Consider the following 18,554-nt stretch of genomic DNA (forward strand, 5'->3'; position numbering starts at 1 on the left):
TAAGAACAAAAAGCGGTGCTACTTCGCCTTGTCCTGTTGCATATAAAGCTGACGGTACATTCGAAATAAGAAAATAACGTACGATCTTTTATAAAATGCAATGAAAAAGCTAAGGTGGCTCGCTTCGGTGAACCGCCTTTTTTTTGTTTGTGCCGGCAATTACAGAGCGATCACCCAATGCTGTTGCATAAGGTGACGACCATCGCTATGATGCGCAGCATGAATGCACTTGAGATTACAGATCTGTATAAAGAGTTTGCAGGAGCGCCCGCCGTCAAAGGTTTGAGCTTTGCTATCCCTGAGGGAGAAATTTTCGGCTTGCTGGGCCCCAATGGGGCCGGCAAAAGTACCACCATTAATATGATTGCCGGTGTCGTCAGGATCGGTCGGGGTCAGGTTCAGGCTTTTGGCTATGACAACCAGAAAGACTATCGCCACACCCGTCGTTTACTTGGAGTTGTTCACCAGGAGGTGGTGGTAGATAATTTCTTCACTATTGATCAGGCGCTGGAGATCCACTCAGGCTACTACGGCGTCAAGGATGATCCCGCCTGGCGTAACCTGCTGATTGATCGCCTCGGGCTTCGCCCCCATCTGGGCAAGATCATGATCAAACTTTCCGGCGGTATGAAGCGACGCTTTATGATTGCCAAAGCACTGATTCACCGACCGCGTTTGCTGATACTCGATGAGCCGACCGCCGGAGTCGATGTTGAGCTGCGTCATGGTTTGTGGGACTTTGTCAGGGAAATCAACAAGCAGGGTACGACCATTCTACTGACGACCCATTATCTCGAAGAAGCCGAGCAGATGTGCGATCGCATCGGCATCATGCACCACGGTGAAATGATCGCCCTTGAACCAACCCATGAACTGGTGCGCAAGCTGTCCAACCGCCGACTGAAACTGTGGCTGGAACAATCATTGACATCAATCCCGGCAGAATTAGAACATTTTGCGCCATCATTGGAAAACGGCGGAAGCATCCTGCAGTTGAACCTGCCTGCCGGGGAAAGTGCCGGGTTGCTGCTTGCTCAAATTTGTCAATCAGGATTGAAGATCAGGGACCTGGAGACTGACCAGAGCGGTCTGGAAGAAGTTTTTATTCAATTAACCGGTATGGGAGGAGGAAACAATGGACCCGCAGCCTGATAATCGCTTTTATTCCTGGCTGCCCTTCTTCACCCTGCTGCGTAAAGAAATTCTGCGCTTCAGGCGGGTTTCAACGCAGACCTTGCTGGCACCGATTGTTACCGCCTCCTTGTACCTGTTTGTCTTTGGCGCCACTCTTGGTAACCGTTTAAGTGTGTTGGAGGGGTTCAGCTATGCGCAATTTGTTATTCCGGGCCTGATCATCATGGGGGTCATTAACAACTCCTTTGCCAACACCTCTTCGTCCCTGTTTATGTCACGCTATCTCGGCGGGATCGTCGATCTGCTGGTAACACCGGTCACCCCACCGCAATTCATCATGGCCTACACCCTGGCTGCCATGCTGCGTGGCTTGCTGGTCGGGTCGGTGGTGCTGGTGATTTCCTTTTTGTTTGCCACCCTGCCCTGGGAATACCCTTTGCTGGCAGCCCTGATGGCGATGATCGCCAGTTTTCTGTTCGCCCAGTTTGGCTTGATTGCTGCGATCTATGCTCATAATTTTGATACGCTGTCGGTCTATACCAATTTCATGATTCTGCCCTTGATCTATCTGGGGGGCGTTTTTTATCCCATTTCCATCCTACCGGACCCCTGGTCCTCTCTCTCTTATTTAAACCCTCTGTTTTATCTGATCGACGGTTTTCGCCATGCGATCATTGGTGTCGGCGATACCAGTTTTGCTGTTGCTTTCGGTGTCAGCGCGACAATAGCGGCTACTCTCTTTGTCTGGGCCGCCTGGCTGATCGGCAAAGGCTACCGATTGCGCTCATAGACAGTGAGGAAATAGTGCTCAGCGATAAAAACCGCGCTGCCTACGTAAAATTCTATGATGCGGTCAGGGATGAATCTGTGCTTGACCAAAAAACGACGGTCCTGGTCGGTCTGGCTGCGGCCATGATCAGCGCGTGTGACCCGTGAGTACGGCATTACCTCGGCGTTGCCGAGGATGCGGGAATTGTTCCTGAAGAAATTGCCGCAGTACAGGGGGTTTGTATGGCGGTTGCGGCAGGCCGTGTCAATGCGCTGATGCGGAAAATTGATACCGACTTAACGAAAGCAAAAGGCGTGAAGGATGAAGAATGATAAACAGGGAGCTCCAGCGGAGGACTCTCTTTTGCGCGTTGTCAGTGCGGATAGGTGCTTTCGTGGATTAGTAGCTATTACCACGCAAACCGTTACCGACATCTGTATCAAACAGCAGACCGATCTGACCGCAACAGTAGCGCTGGGGCGCCTGTTAACCGGTAGTGCCCTGATGGCAGGGCTACTGAAGGGCAGTCAGCGCTTGTCCCTGACCGTTGAGGGCAATGGCCCGATCGGAAGAATGGCGGTTGAAGCCGATGCACAGGGGCGTTTACGTGGCACCATCCGTAATCCGCACCCCGGTTTACCCCCTCGCGACAACAAATTTGATGTGGCTGGAGCCATTGGCAAGGCCGGTTTTCTTACGGTCACGAAGGATCTCGGGCTGAAAAAGCCTTATCAGAGCACGGTGCAATTACAGACCAGTGAGATCGGAGAGGATCTGGCCTGGTACCTGAGCAGTTCAGAGCAGGTTCCGTCCTGTCTGGGTCTGGGCGTCGAGTTCAACAGTGACGGTAGCGTTGTCGCCGCCGGCGGATTTCTGATCCAAACCCTGCCACCGGAATTACCGGAAAAAATTGATTCATTGGTTGAGCGCATTGAACTTTTGCCGCCGATCAGCAGTATGCTGCGCGAAAAAATTGCCGCATCGGAGATTCTTGCGCGGGTCTTCGCCAGTGAAAGCTTCGCCGCCTGTGAAAGCATGTCTCTGCGTTTTTCCTGCCCCTGCAGCCGCGATCAGATAGAGGAGATACTTATAGGCCTCGGCCCAGAGGAATTATCGAGCCTGGCACAGCAGCAATCAACAACCAGCGTACGTTGTGAATACTGCTGCACAGAATATTTGTTTGATGCCGAACAGCTGCGGAAGCTGGCGCAATATTGAACTGCAGATCGCAGACTGAACTGATCAATAGACACAAGAGAAAACACGATTATTTTGGTGGGGATTCAAAAATCCCTGAGGTATCAAAGGAATATGAGCGGGGGTCGATTTGTGCCTCTGCGGATTCCATCACGAAGCCTTGTGAAAGCAATATACAAAAACAGCATGGATTTTGTCTAAAAGCAAAAACTATTGTAATTTCAATATAAAAAAAGCGACACAGGTCAGACCAATTGCATACAGTATACTGTATTTTTTGCTTGACAGAGTTGCATCAACTGTCTTAATTTTCGTCACACTGTGGCGTTAAAACGTGTTTTGACGAAAACCACGACACGTCTTCAATGTCTTCTGAGGAAGGAGCGTTTCCTATGTTGGACCTTTACCTGCCGATAATTGTTGTCATCGGCATCGCTTTCGCTTTTGCAATCGGTTCGGTTGTCTTTTCGCGACTCATTGGCGTTAAGCGCTACAGCGAACTGAAAATGTCTCCGTACGAGTGTGGTGTACCGCCTATCGGCAACGCCAATGAGCGCTTTTCCGTCAAGTTTTATCTGGTAGCCGTAGCGTTCATCGTTTTTGACGTCGAGGTCGCCTTTCTCTACCCTTGGGCCATTGTGTTCAAGCAGCTGGGCTGGTATGGCGCTATCACAATGGGAATTTTTGTTTTCGTGCTGGTTATCGGCTTTATCTATGACTGGAAAAAAGGAGCTCTGGAATGGGAGTAGGGCAGCCCACAACATTAGGTAGCGGCTTCATCACAACAAGCCTTGACAAGCTGGTTAACTGGTCTCGTGCAAGTTCCATGTGGCCCATGACCTTCGGTCTTGCCTGCTGTGCCATTGAGATGATGGCCACCGGTGCCGCGCGTTTTGACCTTGACCGCATGGGTATCCTGTTTCGTGCTTCGCCACGTCAGGCCGATGTGTTAATTGTCGCGGGGACCGTTACCAAAAAAATGCTCCCGGTTATCTTGACCGTTTATGAGCAGATGCCGGAACCGCGCTACGTTATTGCCATGGGTGCTTGTGCATCTTCCGGCGGTATTTTTGATACTTACAGTACCGTCCAGGGAGTCGATGAACACATCCCTGTTGATGTTTATATCCCCGGTTGTCCGCCCCGTCCCGAGGGGTTGCTCTATGGGTTGATGAAGCTGCAGGAAAAAATCCGCGCGGAGCGTAATACCTTCGGAGCGGCTATCGGCATTGGTGACGTAATTCGCAGTTAGGCTTGATGGCCGACTGTTCATGACAGGAATAAATCGATGAGCGATCTAGCAATTGTAGAAAAACTCAAGGCGAAATTCTCTTCCGAAATTATTGACGTAGTCGAGTTTCGTGGAGAAACCACGGTGACCGTCAATAAAGAAAAAATTGTCGATATCTGTACCTTTATGCGTGATATCGGCGGGTACAACCTTCTTTGTGATCTGTGCAGCGTTGACTATCTTGGTCAGGCCCCTCGTTATATGGTCGTTTACAACCTCTATAACATCACCACCAAGGAGCGGATTCGCCTCAAGGCACCGGTTGAAGAGCAGAACGCACAGATTGCCACAGTGAGCGCTGTCTGGGGCACAGCCAACTGGATGGAGCGGGAATGCTGGGATCTGATGGGGATCACTTTTGTTGGTCACCCCGATCCGCGCCGGATTCTGATGCCTGCAGACTGGGTCGGTCATCCGCTGCGTAAGGACTATCCTGTTCAGGGTCCGGATCGAGAGCCCTATCAGGGACGGCTTTCTTAATCTGCAGGTGGCAGGCATAACCACAACTGGGTGAGGCATACAATGGCAGTGAAAAGCAACGAAGTAATGACCATCAATATGGGACCTCAGCACCCGTCAACTCACGGGGTGTTGCAGTTGATTCTTGAACTTGATGGTGAAATTGTCCGTAAGGCGACTCCACACATCGGCTATCTGCATCGCGGCATTGAGAAACTCTCCGAACACCGCACCTACCATCAGGTTATTCCGTTGACCGACCGCCTCGATTATCTGGCTCCGATGAGCAATAATCTGGGCTACGTTCTGGCGGTCGAGAAGTTACTTGGTATCACGGACCAGATTCCTGAGCGTGCCAAGGTTGTCCGGGTCTTGCTGGCTGAGTTGACACGGCTTAAAAGTCACCTGGTCTGGCTGGCAACCCACGCCCTGGATATTGGTGCGATGACGGTATTTCTCTACTGCTTTCGTGAGCGGGAAGTGATTACCGATCTGTACGAAAAAATCTCCGGTGCCCGGATGACGTCAAACTACTTCCGTGTTGGTGGTCTTTCCGCCGATCTCCCCGCTGGTGTTGAGCAGGAAATGCGTGAATATGCAGAAGGGATGCCCGCTCATATTGACGAGTACGAAGGCTTGCTCACGGGTAACCGGATCTGGCAGAAGCGAACAATCGGTGTCGGTACAATCTCAGCCGAGGCCGCTATCGATATCGGGATTACCGGCCCAGGGCTGCGTGCTTCCGGCGTTGACTGGGATCTGCGTCGTGATAATCCCTACAGCGGTTATGAGGACTATAAATTTGAGGTCCCTGTAAGACACGAAGGTGATACCTTCGCCCGTTACAAGCTGCGCCTTGACGAGATGCGCCAGGCAAGCCTGATTATTCTTCAGGCCCTTGACAAGTTGAAGCCGGGTCCAATCCTGGCAGATTGTCCGAAAGTAGTCCTGCCGCCAAAGCAGGATGTTGTAAATACCATTGAAGGACTGATCCACCACTTCAAAATCATCACTGAAGGTTTTAAGCCGGAAGCCGGAGAGGTTTACCAGGGGATCGAAGCCCCCAAGGGTGAGCTTGGATACTACCTGGTGTCGGATGGCAGTACCCATCCCTATCGCATGAAAGTGCGGCCACCGTCCTTTATCAATCTTCAGGGATTGCCACAAATGGTTGAGGGGCGGTTGCTGGCTGATGTTATCGCCGTTATCGGAACCCTTGACATCGTTCTTGGCGAAATCGACCGTTAATCTACCCGCTTGTACTATGAGGACGCTATGACAGAAATCGTGCAGCAAGCTGAGGAACAGGTCGAAGAACTGGAAGAAATTGATCTGACCGCAGCAAATGAGGTGATCGACAAGTATATCGATATGCATGGCAATCTGATGCCGGTGCTACAGGGGATACAGGAAGCCTATGGTTACATCCCCGAGGTAACGGTCCATCTGGCTGCTGAACGCCTCAATGTCTATGCCAGTCAGATCTACGGAGTACTGACCTTTTATGCTCAGTTTCATCTCAAGCCGCGGGGTAAATACATTATCCGCGTCTGCATGGGAACTGCCTGCCACGTCAAGGGTGCCGGTCGCATCGGTGACGCTATCGTTGAACGGCTGGGAATCGGTCACGCGGAAACCACTGAGGATCTGAAATTTACAGCGGAGTATGTCGCCTGTATCGGAGCCTGTGGGATGGCCCCAGTCATCATGGTCAATGATGCAACCTACGGAAGCATTACTGTCCAGAAAACTGCCGAAGTTATTGAAAAATATAAGGCAATGGACTGATTCAAGGAAGACACCGCTTTTGGTATCGAGGAAAGATTCTATGTCCGAAACTGCTGAAAATCTGAAGGTCCTTATTTGTACGGGAACTGGTGGGCTTGCCTCCGGTGCTGCAGCTGTTGTCGCAGCCTTTGAGGCGGAGTTCGAGAAAAAGGGTGTTGCTGCCAAGATCGGCAGTGCCTGTGATGTCAGTTCTACCGGCTGTCGCGGCCTCTGTGCCAACGATGTTCTGGTTGACATCTGCAGGCCGGGAGAAGAGCCGGTTACCTACGATTTTGTAACGGCTGACCTGGTTCCCCAGATCGTTGACGAGCATGTTCTGGCTGGCAACCCGGTTGAAAAAAAGGTGGCAGGCCCTTATTACCACAAGTTTCTTGAAAAGCAGCAACGGATTATTTTCTCCCGTTGCGGCACCATCGACGCTGAAAGCCTGGATGATTTTCTCGCTCATCGTGGTTTTGAAGGAATCAAAAAAGCCGTCACCATGAGTCAGGACGAGGTCATAAATGAGGTTAAGAAGTCCGGATTGCGTGGACGTGGCGGTGGTGGTTTTCCCACCGGCTTGAAATGGTCTTTTGCTAAAGGATCCCCGGGTGATACCAAGTACCTGATCTGTAATGCGGATGAGGGCGATCCCGGGGCTTTTATGGACCGCTCGGTGCTGGAGGGAGACCCCTATGGCCTGATTGAGGGTTTGATGATCGGTGCCTATGCCATCGGTTGCAAATTCGCCTATGTCTATGTGCGTGCAGAGTATCCGCTGGCGATCAAGCGCCTGCAACTTGCCATTGATACCTGTTACAAAAAGGGATTCCTCGGCAAGAACTGCCTTGGGCTGGGTTTTGATCTCGATATGCGCATCAAGGCGGGGGCCGGTGCTTTCGTCTGTGGTGAAGAAACTGCTCTGATGGCTTCCATCGAGGGGCAGCGAGGCATGTCCCGGCCGCGTCCACCATTTCCGGCGGTTCGTGGTTTGTGGGGCTACCCGACCAACATCAATAACGTTGAAACCTTTGCTAACGTCGCTTACATCTTTTATAACGGCGCAGACTGGTTTTCCTCCATCGGTACTGAAGGAACCAAGGGAACCAAGATTTTTGCTCTGACCGGCAAGGTCAAGCACACCGGTCTGGTCGAGGTTCCGGCCGGAACCACCATGAAAGAAGTTATCTACGATGTCTGTGGCGGCATTCTCAATAATCGCAAATTCAAGGCGGTACAGGCTGGTGGCCCTTCCGGCGGTTGTCTGCCGGCGGAAGCACTGGATGCCGAGGTTGATTACGATTCCCTGATCAAAGCCGGCGCGATGATGGGCTCCGGTGGTCTGGTGGTGATGGACGAGACCACCTGCATGGTTGATATCGCGCGGTTTTTCCTCAATTTTACCCGGGTTGAGTCGTGCGGCAAATGTATTCCCTGTCGGATTGGCCTGAAGATCATGCTCGAGATTCTTGAGCGGATTACCCAGGGCAAAGGCCAGGAGGGCGATATCGAAATGCTCCAGGACATGGCCTACGATATCAAGAAGAGTTCGCTCTGTGGTCTGGGTCAGACCGCCCCGAATCCGGTTTTATCGACTATCCGTTATTTCCGGGACGAGTACGAGACCCATATCAGGGAAAAAGAGTGTCCCTCCCACAGCTGTAAGGAGCTTCTGCACTTCCGCGTGATTGAAGAGAAATGCAAGAAGTGTGGTATCTGCCCACGTGTCTGTCCGGTGGATGCGATTGAGTGGGAAAAGGGAAAAGTAGCCTATATCGACCTGGATAAATGTACCCGGTGTACTTCCTGTTACGACGCTTGCCGTTTCATGGCGATTGATTGATCGCGTTCACAGCTTGAAATATAAGAGGTCAAGATGGTTAATCTAACGATTGACGGAAAACAGATCACAACCGCCAAAACGTCGACAATCTACGAGGCGGCCAAAGAGAACGGTATCTATATTCCAGTGCTCTGTTATGCCAAAAAACTTCTTCCTTATGGTGCCTGCCGTATCTGTCTGGTGGAAGTCGAGCAGATGAAGGGGCGCTTGATCCCCTCTTGTACGACGCCGGTTACCGAAGGGATGGTCGTCACGACCCTGTCGGATGAAATCCGCAAGGTACGCAAAACTGTTCTTGAGTTTCTCCTGGTCAATCATGTGGTTGATTGCCCGGTCTGTGATAAGGGCGGAGAATGCGACCTGCAGGATCTGACCTACGAATATGAAGTCGTTACCAATCGCTTTCAGGGGGAAAAGTTTGACCTGCCTACCGACGAAGTCAATCCCCTGATTGAGCGCAACATGAACCGCTGTGTATTGTGCGGAAAATGTGTTCGGGTCTGTGATGAAGTGGTTGGCTATGGTTCTTATTCTTTTATCAACCGCGGCTTCGAAACCAAAATTGCTACCGCTTTTGACCGTGGGTTGAATTGTGAGTTCTGTGGACAGTGTGTGTCCATGTGTCCCGTCGGCGCGATTCTGCCTCGACCCTTCAAATTCAAGGCGCGCCCCTGGCAACTTAAAGAAGTCGACTCTGTCTGTGGCTACTGCGGCAACGGTTGTACCGTGACCCTTGGTGTCAAGGACAATCAGGTCCAGACCATCCGCTTCAACGAAGATACCGGTGTCAACCATGGCAATCTGTGTGTTCGTGGGCGCTTCGGTTATTCCTACGTCAACGACGCCAAGCGCCTGACCAAGCCCCTTATTCGCAAGGGCGGCGAACTGAAGGAGACGAGCTGGGACGAAGCTCTTGCTACCATCGCTGAAAAGTTCAAAGCGGCCGGCAAGGATCTCGGTATCATCAGCGGTGCACGCCTGACCAATGAAGAACTTCTGTTGCTCAAACGTGTCAGTTCAACGATCGGCACCCATAATCTCGACCACTCCGGAGGCGAGTGTTACAAAGGACTCACAGAAGGCTTGAGTGGGACCATGGGCATCAGCGCTTCAACCGGCACCTTCCCGCAGGTTGAAAAGTGTAATGCCATTCTGGCGATCCGCTCGGACTTTTACGAGACTCATCCGGTGTTCGGGATGGTGATTAATCAGGCTATTCGCCTGAACGAAGCGCAGTTGGCCGTGATTGCTGACAAGCGCGGCAAGTTGAGCAAGCTTCCCAACGCCCGCACTCTGATGCATAAGCCGGGCTGTGAAATCAATATGATCAATGCCTTGTGCCAGGTCATCATTGCAGAGGGTCTGGCAAAAACAGATGATTTGCAAGGGCTGGCCGAGCTGACCAAGGCGCTTGAAGAATACACTCCTGAAGCTGTAGCCGGGATGGTCGGCGGTGACGCTGAAGCCATCAAAAAAACGGCGCGCGAACTGGCCGGCGCTCAGAATGCCGCCATCGTGGTTGCTTACGGCTTGCCGTATACCGCTAACAGCAAAGAAATTGCCATTGCTGCTTCAAACCTCGCCCTGCTGACAGGAATAGCTGGCCGCGAAGGTTCCGGGTTATATCTGTGTGGTGAAAAAGCTAACAGCCAGGGTGCTGTAGATCTGCAGATTATACCGGGCCCTGCGGGACTGGGAGCGCAGCAGATGCTTAATAGCGCAGCACAAGGCAACCTGCCGGTGCTTTATCTGGTTGGTGAAGATCCCGTTGTCACCTACCCTGATCGAGGCCTGGTCGAAAAGGCCCTGGAAAAATCGTTCTTGGTGGTTCAGGATCTGTTCCTGAGCGATTCGGCCCAATATGCTGACGTCGTTCTGCCGGCTGCATCCTTTGCCGAAAAAGACGGAACCTTTACTAATGCCGAGCGGCGTATTCAACGTCTCAGGGCCGGCATCAAGGCTCCCGGCGAAGCAAAAACCGACTTTGCAGCATTTAACCTGCTGCTCGGCAAGTTGCAAAAAACTGCCCCGGCAACGCCGGCAGCAGCTTTTGCGGAGTTGACCGGTGAGGTTGCCGGTTACAGCGGCATCCACTACGAGCAGATCGGTGCCCAGGGGCAGGTCTGGGGTGGTGAGACCCTCGTCCCGGTAAAAAAGGTTCTTATCCCGGTCGCCGGCAGTCAACCCCTGCAGGCCGAGTACCAGTTGCTTGTTGGTAGCGCGCTGTATCACAGCGGCTCGATTTCGACACGCTCAAAGGGACCCATGTCCGTTTGTCCGGAACCTTACATTGAGCTTGGCCGTGACGACGCAGCAGCATTCAATGTAAAAACAGGAGACATGCTTCAACTCAAAGCTGCCGGCGGGATTATTCAGTCCAAGGCCAAGGTTGATAATCGCCTGCCAAAGGGCGTGGTCTTTGTTCCCTACCACTTTGCTGGTCTGGGCTTGAATAAGATCTACACTGGTCAGTCAGTTATTGCGGTTGAGCCGTCAAAGCTCTGAACAGGAAACACAACACTGTACTGTTGATAGCTTCTATCGACTTAAAATCGGCAGAAATGCCATAGCTGATGAAGGAAGAGGATGGTCATGACGCCAGAAGTTCTGACACTCTCGAACACACCGATTCTGTTTACCGTTGCGATGCTGCTGAAAATCGCGGTGGCCTTTGTGGTCATGATTTTGATTGTTGCCTATGCGACCTACGCCGAGCGCAAAATCATTGGTCGTATGCAGACCCGCATGGGGCCGACGATGACCGGGCCAAAAGGTTTGCTGCAGCCGATTGCTGACGGGCTGAAACTCTTTTTTAAAGAGGATATGATCCCTTCCCAGGCCCATCCTTTTGCCTTTGCTCTGGCACCGATGATGCTTCTGGCCCCGTCTTTTGTCGCAATTGCAGTTGTTCCCTTCGGCAGTGATTTTCACTTTACCTACGATGGTATTCAGTATGTTGTGCCGATGCAGATTGCTGATCTGAACTTTGGCGTGCTGTTTATCCTGGCGATGGCAGGTCTGGGGGTCTATGGAATTGTTCTGGCAGGTCTGGCTTCGAACAGTAAATACGCTTTACTTGGAGGTATCCGTTCGACAGCGCAGATGATTTCCTACGAACTGGCGGCCGGACTATCCATCGTCGCCGTCTTCATGCTGTCGGAAACCTTGAGCCTGCGCGGTATTGTGCTGGCGCAGCAGGGGCCGCTCTGGGGCATAGAGGCTCTGAAGTATATCCCCAACTGGTATATTTTCAGCCAGCCACTGGCTTTCGGGTTATTCCTTGTTGCCTCAATGGCAGAGATCAACCGGACTCCGTTTGACCTTCCCGAAGCCGAGACCGAGCTTGTCTCCGGATTCTGTACCGAATACTCATCGATGAAGTACGCTCTGTTTTTCATGGCCGAGTATGCCAACATGATTACTGTGTCAGCCATCACCGCGACTCTGTTCCTCGGTGGCTGGAGCGGACCCTTCTATGGCTGGATGAACTTCCTGATCAAGGTTTTCGCCTTCATGTTCTTCTTTATCTGGATTCGGGCGACCTTCCCACGTCTGCGTTATGATCAACTGATGCATTTGGGTTGGAAAGTTATGCTCCCCCTGGCGCTTGCAAATATCGTGATTACCGGTATTGCAGTACTGCTCTGGCAATAACCACAAGTTGCGTAGAGGATAGATATGTTTAAAGAGTTTGCCAAAGGCCTGAGTATCACGCTGAAGCATTTGCTTCCCGGGCATACCACGACGGTGGAATATCCCAAGCAAAGATTGGAGATTGCCCCGCGCTTTCGTGGATTGCATCGTCTGGTGCCTGCTCAGGACCGTGAAAAATGTGTCGCCTGTTATCTGTGTCCAACCGTCTGCCCGGCTAAATGCATCACGGTGGAATCGGCAGAGAACGAAAAGGGCGAAAAATACCCAAGAGTCTACGAAATCGACCTGCTGCGGTGTATTTTCTGTGGCTACTGCGTAGAGGCTTGTCCGGTTGAAGCTATCGAAATGACGAGCGCTTACGAACTGGCCAACTTCAAACGTGGCGATTTTATGTTTGACAAAGCACGTCTTCTCAAGTCGTAACAAGGAGCTGCGTACCCAATGGAAATCCTATTCTTTTATCTTGTTGCAGGGGTCGCGATTGTATCGGCGTTTTTTGTTGTCAAATGCCGTAATCCGATTAACAGCGCTCTGAATCTGGTAACGACCTTTATCTGTCTGGCAGTTTTCTACATTATGCTCGAATCTCCCTTTATGGCAGCCATTCAGATTATCGTTTATGCCGGCGCCATTATGGTGTTGATCATCTTCGTGATCATGCTGCTCAATTTCGGACAAACCATCAAAGGGCGTTATACCCATGGTCTCGCAGCGGGCGGGCTGGTCTCCGTACTGCTCATGTTTGTAGCCACCCAACTGGTGCGTACCGGTGATGCGACGGGAACCGGCGGTCCGATAACCAGTGCCATGATTGCTGAGGTTGGTCATACTGAGCTGATCGGACGGACCTTGTTTCTTGATTTTGTCCTGCCCTTTGAAATTGCAGGGGTATTGTTGCTGATCGCCATTGTCGGCGCGTTAATAATTGCCAAACAAAAAGTCTAACAGAGAACGACCTGGGAGATAAACCATGATTACTGTCACTCACTACCTAATGTTGAGCGCAATTCTGTTCGCGATAGGTACCCTCGGAGTCCTCACACGTAAAAATGCCATTGTTGTTTTTATGTGTATTGAGGTCATGCTCAACGCGGTAAATCTGACCTTTATCGCCCTGTCACGACATGTCGGCAACTTGGATGGTCAGATCTTCGTATTCTTTGTCATGACGGTTGCTGCTGCTGAAGCGGCTGTAGGTCTGGCGTTGCTTATTGCGTTTTACCGCAATAAAGAGACTCTCGACGTCGACGATTTTAATATGCTCAAGTGGTGATATCTACCACATTTACGGGTGTTTCAGCTAATAGGAGAGTTTGATGTACGGTAATCTGTGGCTCATCCCATTCTTCCCGCTTCTTGGGGCGATAATTAATGGCCTGTTCGGCAAGAAGATCAAGAATGAAGCGGTCATTGGCGGTATCGGTACCCTGATGATATTCCTTTCATTCCTGGTAGCGGTACAGAATTTCTTCAGACTGATCGGGGATACCGAAAAAGTTCATGAAATCGTTCTCGCTTCCTGGATGACGGTTGGTAACCTCCAGATCAACTGGGAGTTGTTGCTTGACCCCCTTTCCGCTGTAATGATTCTGGTGGTTACCGGGGTTGGTACCCTGATCCATCTGTACTCCATCGGCTATATGCACGGAGAGACTGGCTACTACAGATTCTTCAGTTACCTGAACCTCTTCGCCTTCGCCATGTTGATGCTGGTACTGGGCGGCAATGCCCTGGTCATGTTTATCGGCTGGGAAGGTGTTGGTCTCTGCTCTTATCTGCTGATCGGTTACTACTACGAGAAGAAGAGCGCCAGTGACGCAGCGAAAAAAGCCTTCGTTGTTAACCGTATTGGCGACTTTGGTTTTCTGTGTGGACTCTTTATTCTGTTCTGGGCGCTTGCCGGCCAGGGTGTCTGGACGATCAACTTTGTTGAAATTGCCGCTAATGCTCATCTGCTTGAAGCGGGCGGTGCCCTGGTTACAATTATCACCCTGGCGTTCTTTCTCGGTGCTACCGGTAAATCCGCGCAGATTCCGCTCTTTACCTGGCTTCCCGACGCCATGGAAGGCCCAACCCCGGTTTCCGCTCTGATCCATGCAGCAACCATGGTTACCGCTGGCGTCTATATGATCGGCCGGATGAACATCCTGTTTGCCATGGCTCCATCAACCATGATGACGATCGCCATTATCGGAGCAGCGACGGCATTTCTCGCCGCCTCCATCGGTTTTGCCCAGAATGATATCAAACGGGTACTCGCTTATTCTACCGTGTCCCAGCTGGGATACATGTTTCTGGCCATGGGTGTCGGTGCCTTCTCGGCCGGTATTTTCCACTTGATGACCCATGCCTTCTTCAAAGCCTGTCTGTTCCTTGGTTCCGGTTCGGTTATCCATGGGATGCACCATGCTTACCATCACGCCCATCTCCATGATGATCCACAGGATATGCGCAACATGGGTGGTTTGCGCTCGAAAATGCCGATTACCTTCTGGACTTTCCTGCTGTCTACCATTGCTATTGCCGGAGTACCCTTTTTCTCCGGGTTCTTCTCCAAGGATGAAATCCTCTGGTGGTCCTTCGGCTCAACCGCTGGTCACCCGATCTTCTGGATTATCGCCGTCAGTGTTGCCGGGATGACGGCATTCTACATGTTCCGCCTGGTGTTTATGACTTTCTTTGGTGCCCAGCGCACAGATGCCCGTGCCAAGGATCATATCCCTGAGTCCCCCTGGACCATTACTGTACCGCTGATCGTTCTTGCTTTCCTCGCGGTTGTCGGTGGTTATGTTGGGGTGCCCAAGATTCTTGGTGGTGGTAACCACTTCGGTAATTTCCTGGCACCGGTTTTTGGCCATGCCCAGGAACTGTACCATCTGAATGCTCACGGTTCCCATGCCCTGGAATATACCCTCATCGCCCTGTCGGTCAGTATCGCCCTGTTCGGCATCTACATGGCCTGGTTGATGTACATGAAGAACCCCGGGCTGCCAGCTCAATTTACTGCGAAGTTCGCAGGTGTCTATCGCTTTGTTTTCAACAAGTGGTACATCGACGAACTGTACGATTTCCTTTTTGTTAACCCCTGCAAGCGTTTCGGGACCTTCTTGTGGAAAATCTTTGATGTCCGTCTGGTGGACGGTATCGTCAACGGTTGTGCCTGGGTTGTTAAAGGAGTTGGAGCCGGTTTGCGTTACACCCAGACGGGATATATGTACAACTACGCAGTGGCCATGGTGGTCGGCGTAGTCGTGATCGTCGGCTTTTATGTCTTTGGTTAACTGTTTATTCTGCCCGCGAATACGATAAAGCTACAAGGAGCGTTTCCACATGGCTGACAACCTTCTCAGTATTATGACTTTCTTCCCGTTGGTGGGTATGATTGCCCTCCTGTTTATTCCACGGGACAATGACGCAATGCTCAAGAGCTTTGCCTTGGCTGTATCTTTGATTACATTCGTGATCAGCCTTCCTCTGGCTTTTGACAATGTGTTCAAGACATCGGGCGGGATGCACTATCGTGAATTCTATGAGTGGATCCATGTTGGTGACTTTTTCCAGATGAATTACAACGTTGGTGTTGACGGCATCAGCTTGTGGCTGGTGATGTTGACAACCTTCATTATGCCGATTGCTATTCTGTCTACCTGGAATGCAGTCAAGAAAAACACCAAGGGTTTTATGGCGATGCTGCTGTTGCTGCAGACCGGGATGCTGGGCGCCTTTATCTCCCTTGATCTTTTCCTTTTCTACATTTTCTGGGAGTTGATGCTGATTCCGATGTATTTTCTGATCGGGATCTGGGGCGGTTCCAACCGGATCTACGCGGCCGTCAAGTTCTTCATCTATACCGCTGTCGGTTCGTTGCTGATGCTGGTCGGTATCATCTTTGTCTACTACTACGCAATACAGTCGGGTTCACCGGTTAGTGGTTTTGGGGTTCAGGAGTTCTATCAACTGAATATTCCATATGGCGCCCAGTTCTGGTTGTTCCTGGCCTTTGGTTTCAGCTTTGCGATCAAAGTCCCTATGTTTCCGTTACATACCTGGTTGCCTGATGCTCACACTGAGGCGCCGACCGCCGGTTCTGTTATTCTGGCCGCGGTGCTTTTGAAGATGGGTACCTACGGTTATGTACGTTTCGCCATGCCATTGTTTCCCGAGGCCCTGCATACCTTCATTCCGTTTCTGGCCTTTCTTTCGGTTGTCGGCATCATCTATGGTTCATTAGTGGCCATGATGCAGGATGATGTAAAAAAACTGGTTGCCTACTCGTCTGTTGCTCACCTTGGTTTCGTTATGCTCGGTCTGTTTGCCCTGAATATGCAGGGGATGGCCGGTGGTATGCTACAGATGATCAACCACGGTATTTCAACCGGTGCACTGTTCCTTATCGTCGGCTTTCTCTATGAGCGCCGCCATACCCGGCAAATTTCCGAGTTTGGTGGTTTGGCAACCAAGATGCCGGTTTTTGCAACCATGTTTCTGATCATTACTTTCTCGTCAATCGGTTTGCCCGGAACCAACGGCTTTGTTGGTGAATTTCTGGCACTGATGGGAGCGTTTGAAAGTAATCTTCGCTGGTACGCAGTTTTTGCTACAACCGGTGTTATCCTCGCGGCTGTTTACATGTTGTGGGTCTACCAGCGGATCATGTTTGGTAAGGTGACCAATCCCGCTAACGAGAATATCAAGGATCTTTCGGCGCGTGAAATTGTCATTATGGCACCATTGCTACTGTTTGTTTTCTGGATCGGAATTTATCCCAATACGTTCTTTGATAAGATGAATCCCGCTCTTGAACAATTGCTTGCACAGATAAACAACCAGCAGGTTGCCATCGTTGAAGTCGTGCAGCCTGTGGTTGCGAATGTAGTTGATACTAAATAATTGTTGATTGAATAAACACTGGTTCCGAGGAGCTGTTCGATGGAAAATCTGGTTCAAGAAGCCATCCAGAATGTGAACTTGCATGCGGTGATGCCGTCACTGATACTGACAGTAGCAGCAATGGCACTACTTCTGGTTGCGGTCTTTTCTCCACGGGGTAAAACTGCACACATTGCCTGGCTGAGTGTTGCCGCATTAATTGTTGCCGGTATCGTCACTATCATGGGATGGAATGATACCCAGTTTGGATTTGCCGGATCGGTGCAACTTGACAACTTTGCCGCCTTTTTCAGCATGATCTGTATTATTGCTGCCGGGCTGGCTATCCTGATGTCGGATGAATACCTCAAGCGCGAAAATTTCCCGGTCGGCGAATATTACCCGTTGATTCTGATCACCACGGCAGGTGCTATGTGGATGGTTTCAGGCACTGACCTGATCACCATCTTCCTTGGCCTTGAGGTTCTTTCAGTGTCTCTTTACATCCTGGCCGGCTTCTTCCGTGATCAGGTACGGTGTAACGAGGCAGGTCTGAAGTACTTTTTCCTCGGCGCCTTCTCGACCGGGTTTTTACTCTACGGCATGGCCCTTCTTTACGGAGTCAGTGGAACCACCAAGATTTATGATATCGCCGCTTATATTCAGGCCAACCCGGACACAACCACCAATATGATGTTTGTTGCCGGCGGTCTGTTGATGCTGACCGGCTTTTTCTTCAAGATTGCCGCAGCCCCTTTTCACATGTGGACCCCCGATGTGTATCAGGGTGCGCCAACACCAATCACTGCTTTTATGAGTGCGGGTCCAAAAGCAGCTGCCTTTGCAGCTTTGATCCGCGTGACTTTTATTTGTCTTGAAGGGATGCAGGATCATCTGACAACCGTGTTCTGGGTCCTGGCAGTCTTGACCATGACCGTCGGTAACCTGATCGCCCTGAACCAGAAAGATCTCAAGCGTATGCTCGCTTACTCCTCCATCGCCCACGCCGGCTACGCCATGGTCGGCCTGGTCGCCTGGAACGAGATTGGCTCAGCCGGCATCCTCTTCTATATGCTTGTTTACACCTTTATGAACATGGGGGCCTTTGCGATTCTGGTACTCATCGGGCGTAGTGGTGAAGAAAACCTGACCCTGGACGGTGTGACCGGCCTGGGATATAAAAAGCCGATGCTGGGTATTGCGTTCAGCATCTTCCTCTTTGCACTGATGGGCCTCCCGCCAACAGCCGGCTTTTCCGGAAAGTTTTACATCTTTGCCGGCGCCATTAACTCCGGTTACATCTGGCTGGCGGTGCTGGGCGTACTCAATTCTGCGGTATCACTCTATTACTACCTGCGGATCATGATCTTTATGTACTTTAAAGAGCCGCAGGAAGATTACGCCTGGGTGAAAATTTACCCGGCCACCGCGGTATCGATCGTGATTTCTGTCATCGGCGTTCTGTACCTCGGTATCGTACCCGGTTCGGTAATGCAACTTGCGCGCATGGCGGGCTTCTGATTAATAACATAAAATTCTAAAAAAAAGCCCTTCAGTTCGCTGAGGGGCTT

General features: G+C 51.2%; 18 protein-coding genes. All 18 read left to right on the forward strand.

From position 1 onward, the window contains the following. Positions 1-177 precede the first annotated feature (177 nt). The 18 genes from AC1931_RS09395 (at position 178) to AC1931_RS09480 (ending at position 18,504) form a co-directional block, all read left to right on the forward strand. On the forward strand, positions 178-1,152 hold the full coding sequence (locus AC1931_RS09395; protein ID WP_483877002.1) for an ABC transporter ATP-binding protein: 975 nt from the start codon (positions 178-180) through the stop codon (positions 1,150-1,152). Beyond that, positions 1,136-1,924 carry an ABC transporter permease gene (locus AC1931_RS09400; RefSeq protein WP_483877003.1) on the forward strand — a complete coding sequence of 263 codons (789 nt, stop codon included), beginning with the start codon at positions 1,136-1,138 and terminating at the stop codon, positions 1,922-1,924. Before AC1931_RS09395 ends, AC1931_RS09400 begins: the two co-directional genes overlap by 17 nt. Positions 1,925-1,938: 14 nt before the next feature. Next, the gene (locus tag AC1931_RS09405; protein ID WP_483877004.1) at positions 1,939-2,070 is read left to right on the forward strand and encodes a hypothetical protein; all 132 of its coding nucleotides are present in this window, start codon (positions 1,939-1,941) and stop codon (positions 2,068-2,070) included. 154 nt (positions 2,071-2,224) lie between these two features. Then, a complete protein-coding gene (gene hslO / locus AC1931_RS09410; protein WP_483877005.1) occupies positions 2,225-3,121 on the forward strand; it encodes an Hsp33 family molecular chaperone HslO in 897 nt (298 codons plus the stop codon). Between the two features lie 371 nt (positions 3,122-3,492). After that, positions 3,493-3,849 (forward strand): NADH-quinone oxidoreductase subunit A, encoded by a 357-nt coding sequence (locus AC1931_RS09415; protein ID WP_483877006.1) that lies wholly within the window; start codon positions 3,493-3,495, stop codon positions 3,847-3,849. After that, on the forward strand, positions 3,840-4,352 hold the full coding sequence (locus tag AC1931_RS09420; RefSeq protein WP_483877007.1) for an NADH-quinone oxidoreductase subunit B: 513 nt from the start codon (positions 3,840-3,842) through the stop codon (positions 4,350-4,352). Before AC1931_RS09415 ends, AC1931_RS09420 begins: the two co-directional genes overlap by 10 nt. Before the next feature lie 36 nt (positions 4,353-4,388). Next, positions 4,389-4,871: an NADH-quinone oxidoreductase subunit C gene (locus tag AC1931_RS09425; protein ID WP_483877008.1), complete on the forward strand. Its 483-nt coding sequence runs from the start codon at positions 4,389-4,391 to the stop codon at positions 4,869-4,871. A gap of 48 nt (positions 4,872-4,919) precedes the next feature. Further along, positions 4,920-6,098 carry an NADH dehydrogenase (quinone) subunit D gene (gene nuoD, locus AC1931_RS09430; protein WP_483877211.1) on the forward strand — a complete coding sequence of 393 codons (1,179 nt, stop codon included), beginning with the start codon at positions 4,920-4,922 and terminating at the stop codon, positions 6,096-6,098. Positions 6,099-6,125: 27 nt separating this feature from the next. Next, on the forward strand, positions 6,126-6,638 hold the full coding sequence (gene nuoE / locus AC1931_RS09435; RefSeq protein WP_483877009.1) for an NADH-quinone oxidoreductase subunit NuoE: 513 nt from the start codon (positions 6,126-6,128) through the stop codon (positions 6,636-6,638). 40 nt (positions 6,639-6,678) lie between these two features. Next, entirely contained in the window at positions 6,679-8,460 is a 1,782-nt protein-coding gene (gene nuoF, locus AC1931_RS09440; RefSeq protein ID WP_483877010.1) for an NADH-quinone oxidoreductase subunit NuoF, read from the forward strand. Positions 8,461-8,493: 33 nt separating this feature from the next. Then, on the forward strand, positions 8,494-10,965 hold the full coding sequence (locus tag AC1931_RS09445; RefSeq protein WP_483877011.1) for a molybdopterin-dependent oxidoreductase: 2,472 nt from the start codon (positions 8,494-8,496) through the stop codon (positions 10,963-10,965). 87 nt (positions 10,966-11,052) lie between these two features. Continuing rightward, positions 11,053-12,114 carry an NADH-quinone oxidoreductase subunit NuoH gene (gene nuoH / locus AC1931_RS09450; RefSeq protein WP_483877012.1) on the forward strand — a complete coding sequence of 354 codons (1,062 nt, stop codon included), beginning with the start codon at positions 11,053-11,055 and terminating at the stop codon, positions 12,112-12,114. A 24-nt stretch (positions 12,115-12,138) separates the two neighbouring features. Continuing rightward, the gene (locus AC1931_RS09455; protein WP_483877013.1) at positions 12,139-12,537 is read left to right on the forward strand and encodes a NuoI/complex I 23 kDa subunit family protein; all 399 of its coding nucleotides are present in this window, start codon (positions 12,139-12,141) and stop codon (positions 12,535-12,537) included. 18 nt (positions 12,538-12,555) lie between these two features. Beyond that, positions 12,556-13,059, forward strand: a complete 504-nt coding sequence (locus AC1931_RS09460; RefSeq protein ID WP_483877014.1) for an NADH-quinone oxidoreductase subunit J — start codon at positions 12,556-12,558, stop codon at positions 13,057-13,059. 25 nt (positions 13,060-13,084) lie between these two features. Further along, the gene (gene nuoK / locus AC1931_RS09465; RefSeq protein WP_191154333.1) at positions 13,085-13,387 is read left to right on the forward strand and encodes an NADH-quinone oxidoreductase subunit NuoK; all 303 of its coding nucleotides are present in this window, start codon (positions 13,085-13,087) and stop codon (positions 13,385-13,387) included. Between the two features lie 43 nt (positions 13,388-13,430). Next, positions 13,431-15,395 (forward strand): NADH-quinone oxidoreductase subunit L, encoded by a 1,965-nt coding sequence (nuoL, locus tag AC1931_RS09470; protein WP_483877015.1) that lies wholly within the window; start codon positions 13,431-13,433, stop codon positions 15,393-15,395. Positions 15,396-15,444: 49 nt separating this feature from the next. Further along, positions 15,445-17,004 carry an NADH-quinone oxidoreductase subunit M gene (locus tag AC1931_RS09475; protein WP_483877016.1) on the forward strand — a complete coding sequence of 520 codons (1,560 nt, stop codon included), beginning with the start codon at positions 15,445-15,447 and terminating at the stop codon, positions 17,002-17,004. 39 nt (positions 17,005-17,043) lie between these two features. Next, positions 17,044-18,504 (forward strand): NADH-quinone oxidoreductase subunit N, encoded by a 1,461-nt coding sequence (locus tag AC1931_RS09480; protein ID WP_483877017.1) that lies wholly within the window; start codon positions 17,044-17,046, stop codon positions 18,502-18,504. Positions 18,505-18,554: the final 50 nt, after the last annotated feature.

It is taken from the genome of Pelovirga sp. C15f, assembly GCF_057178085.1.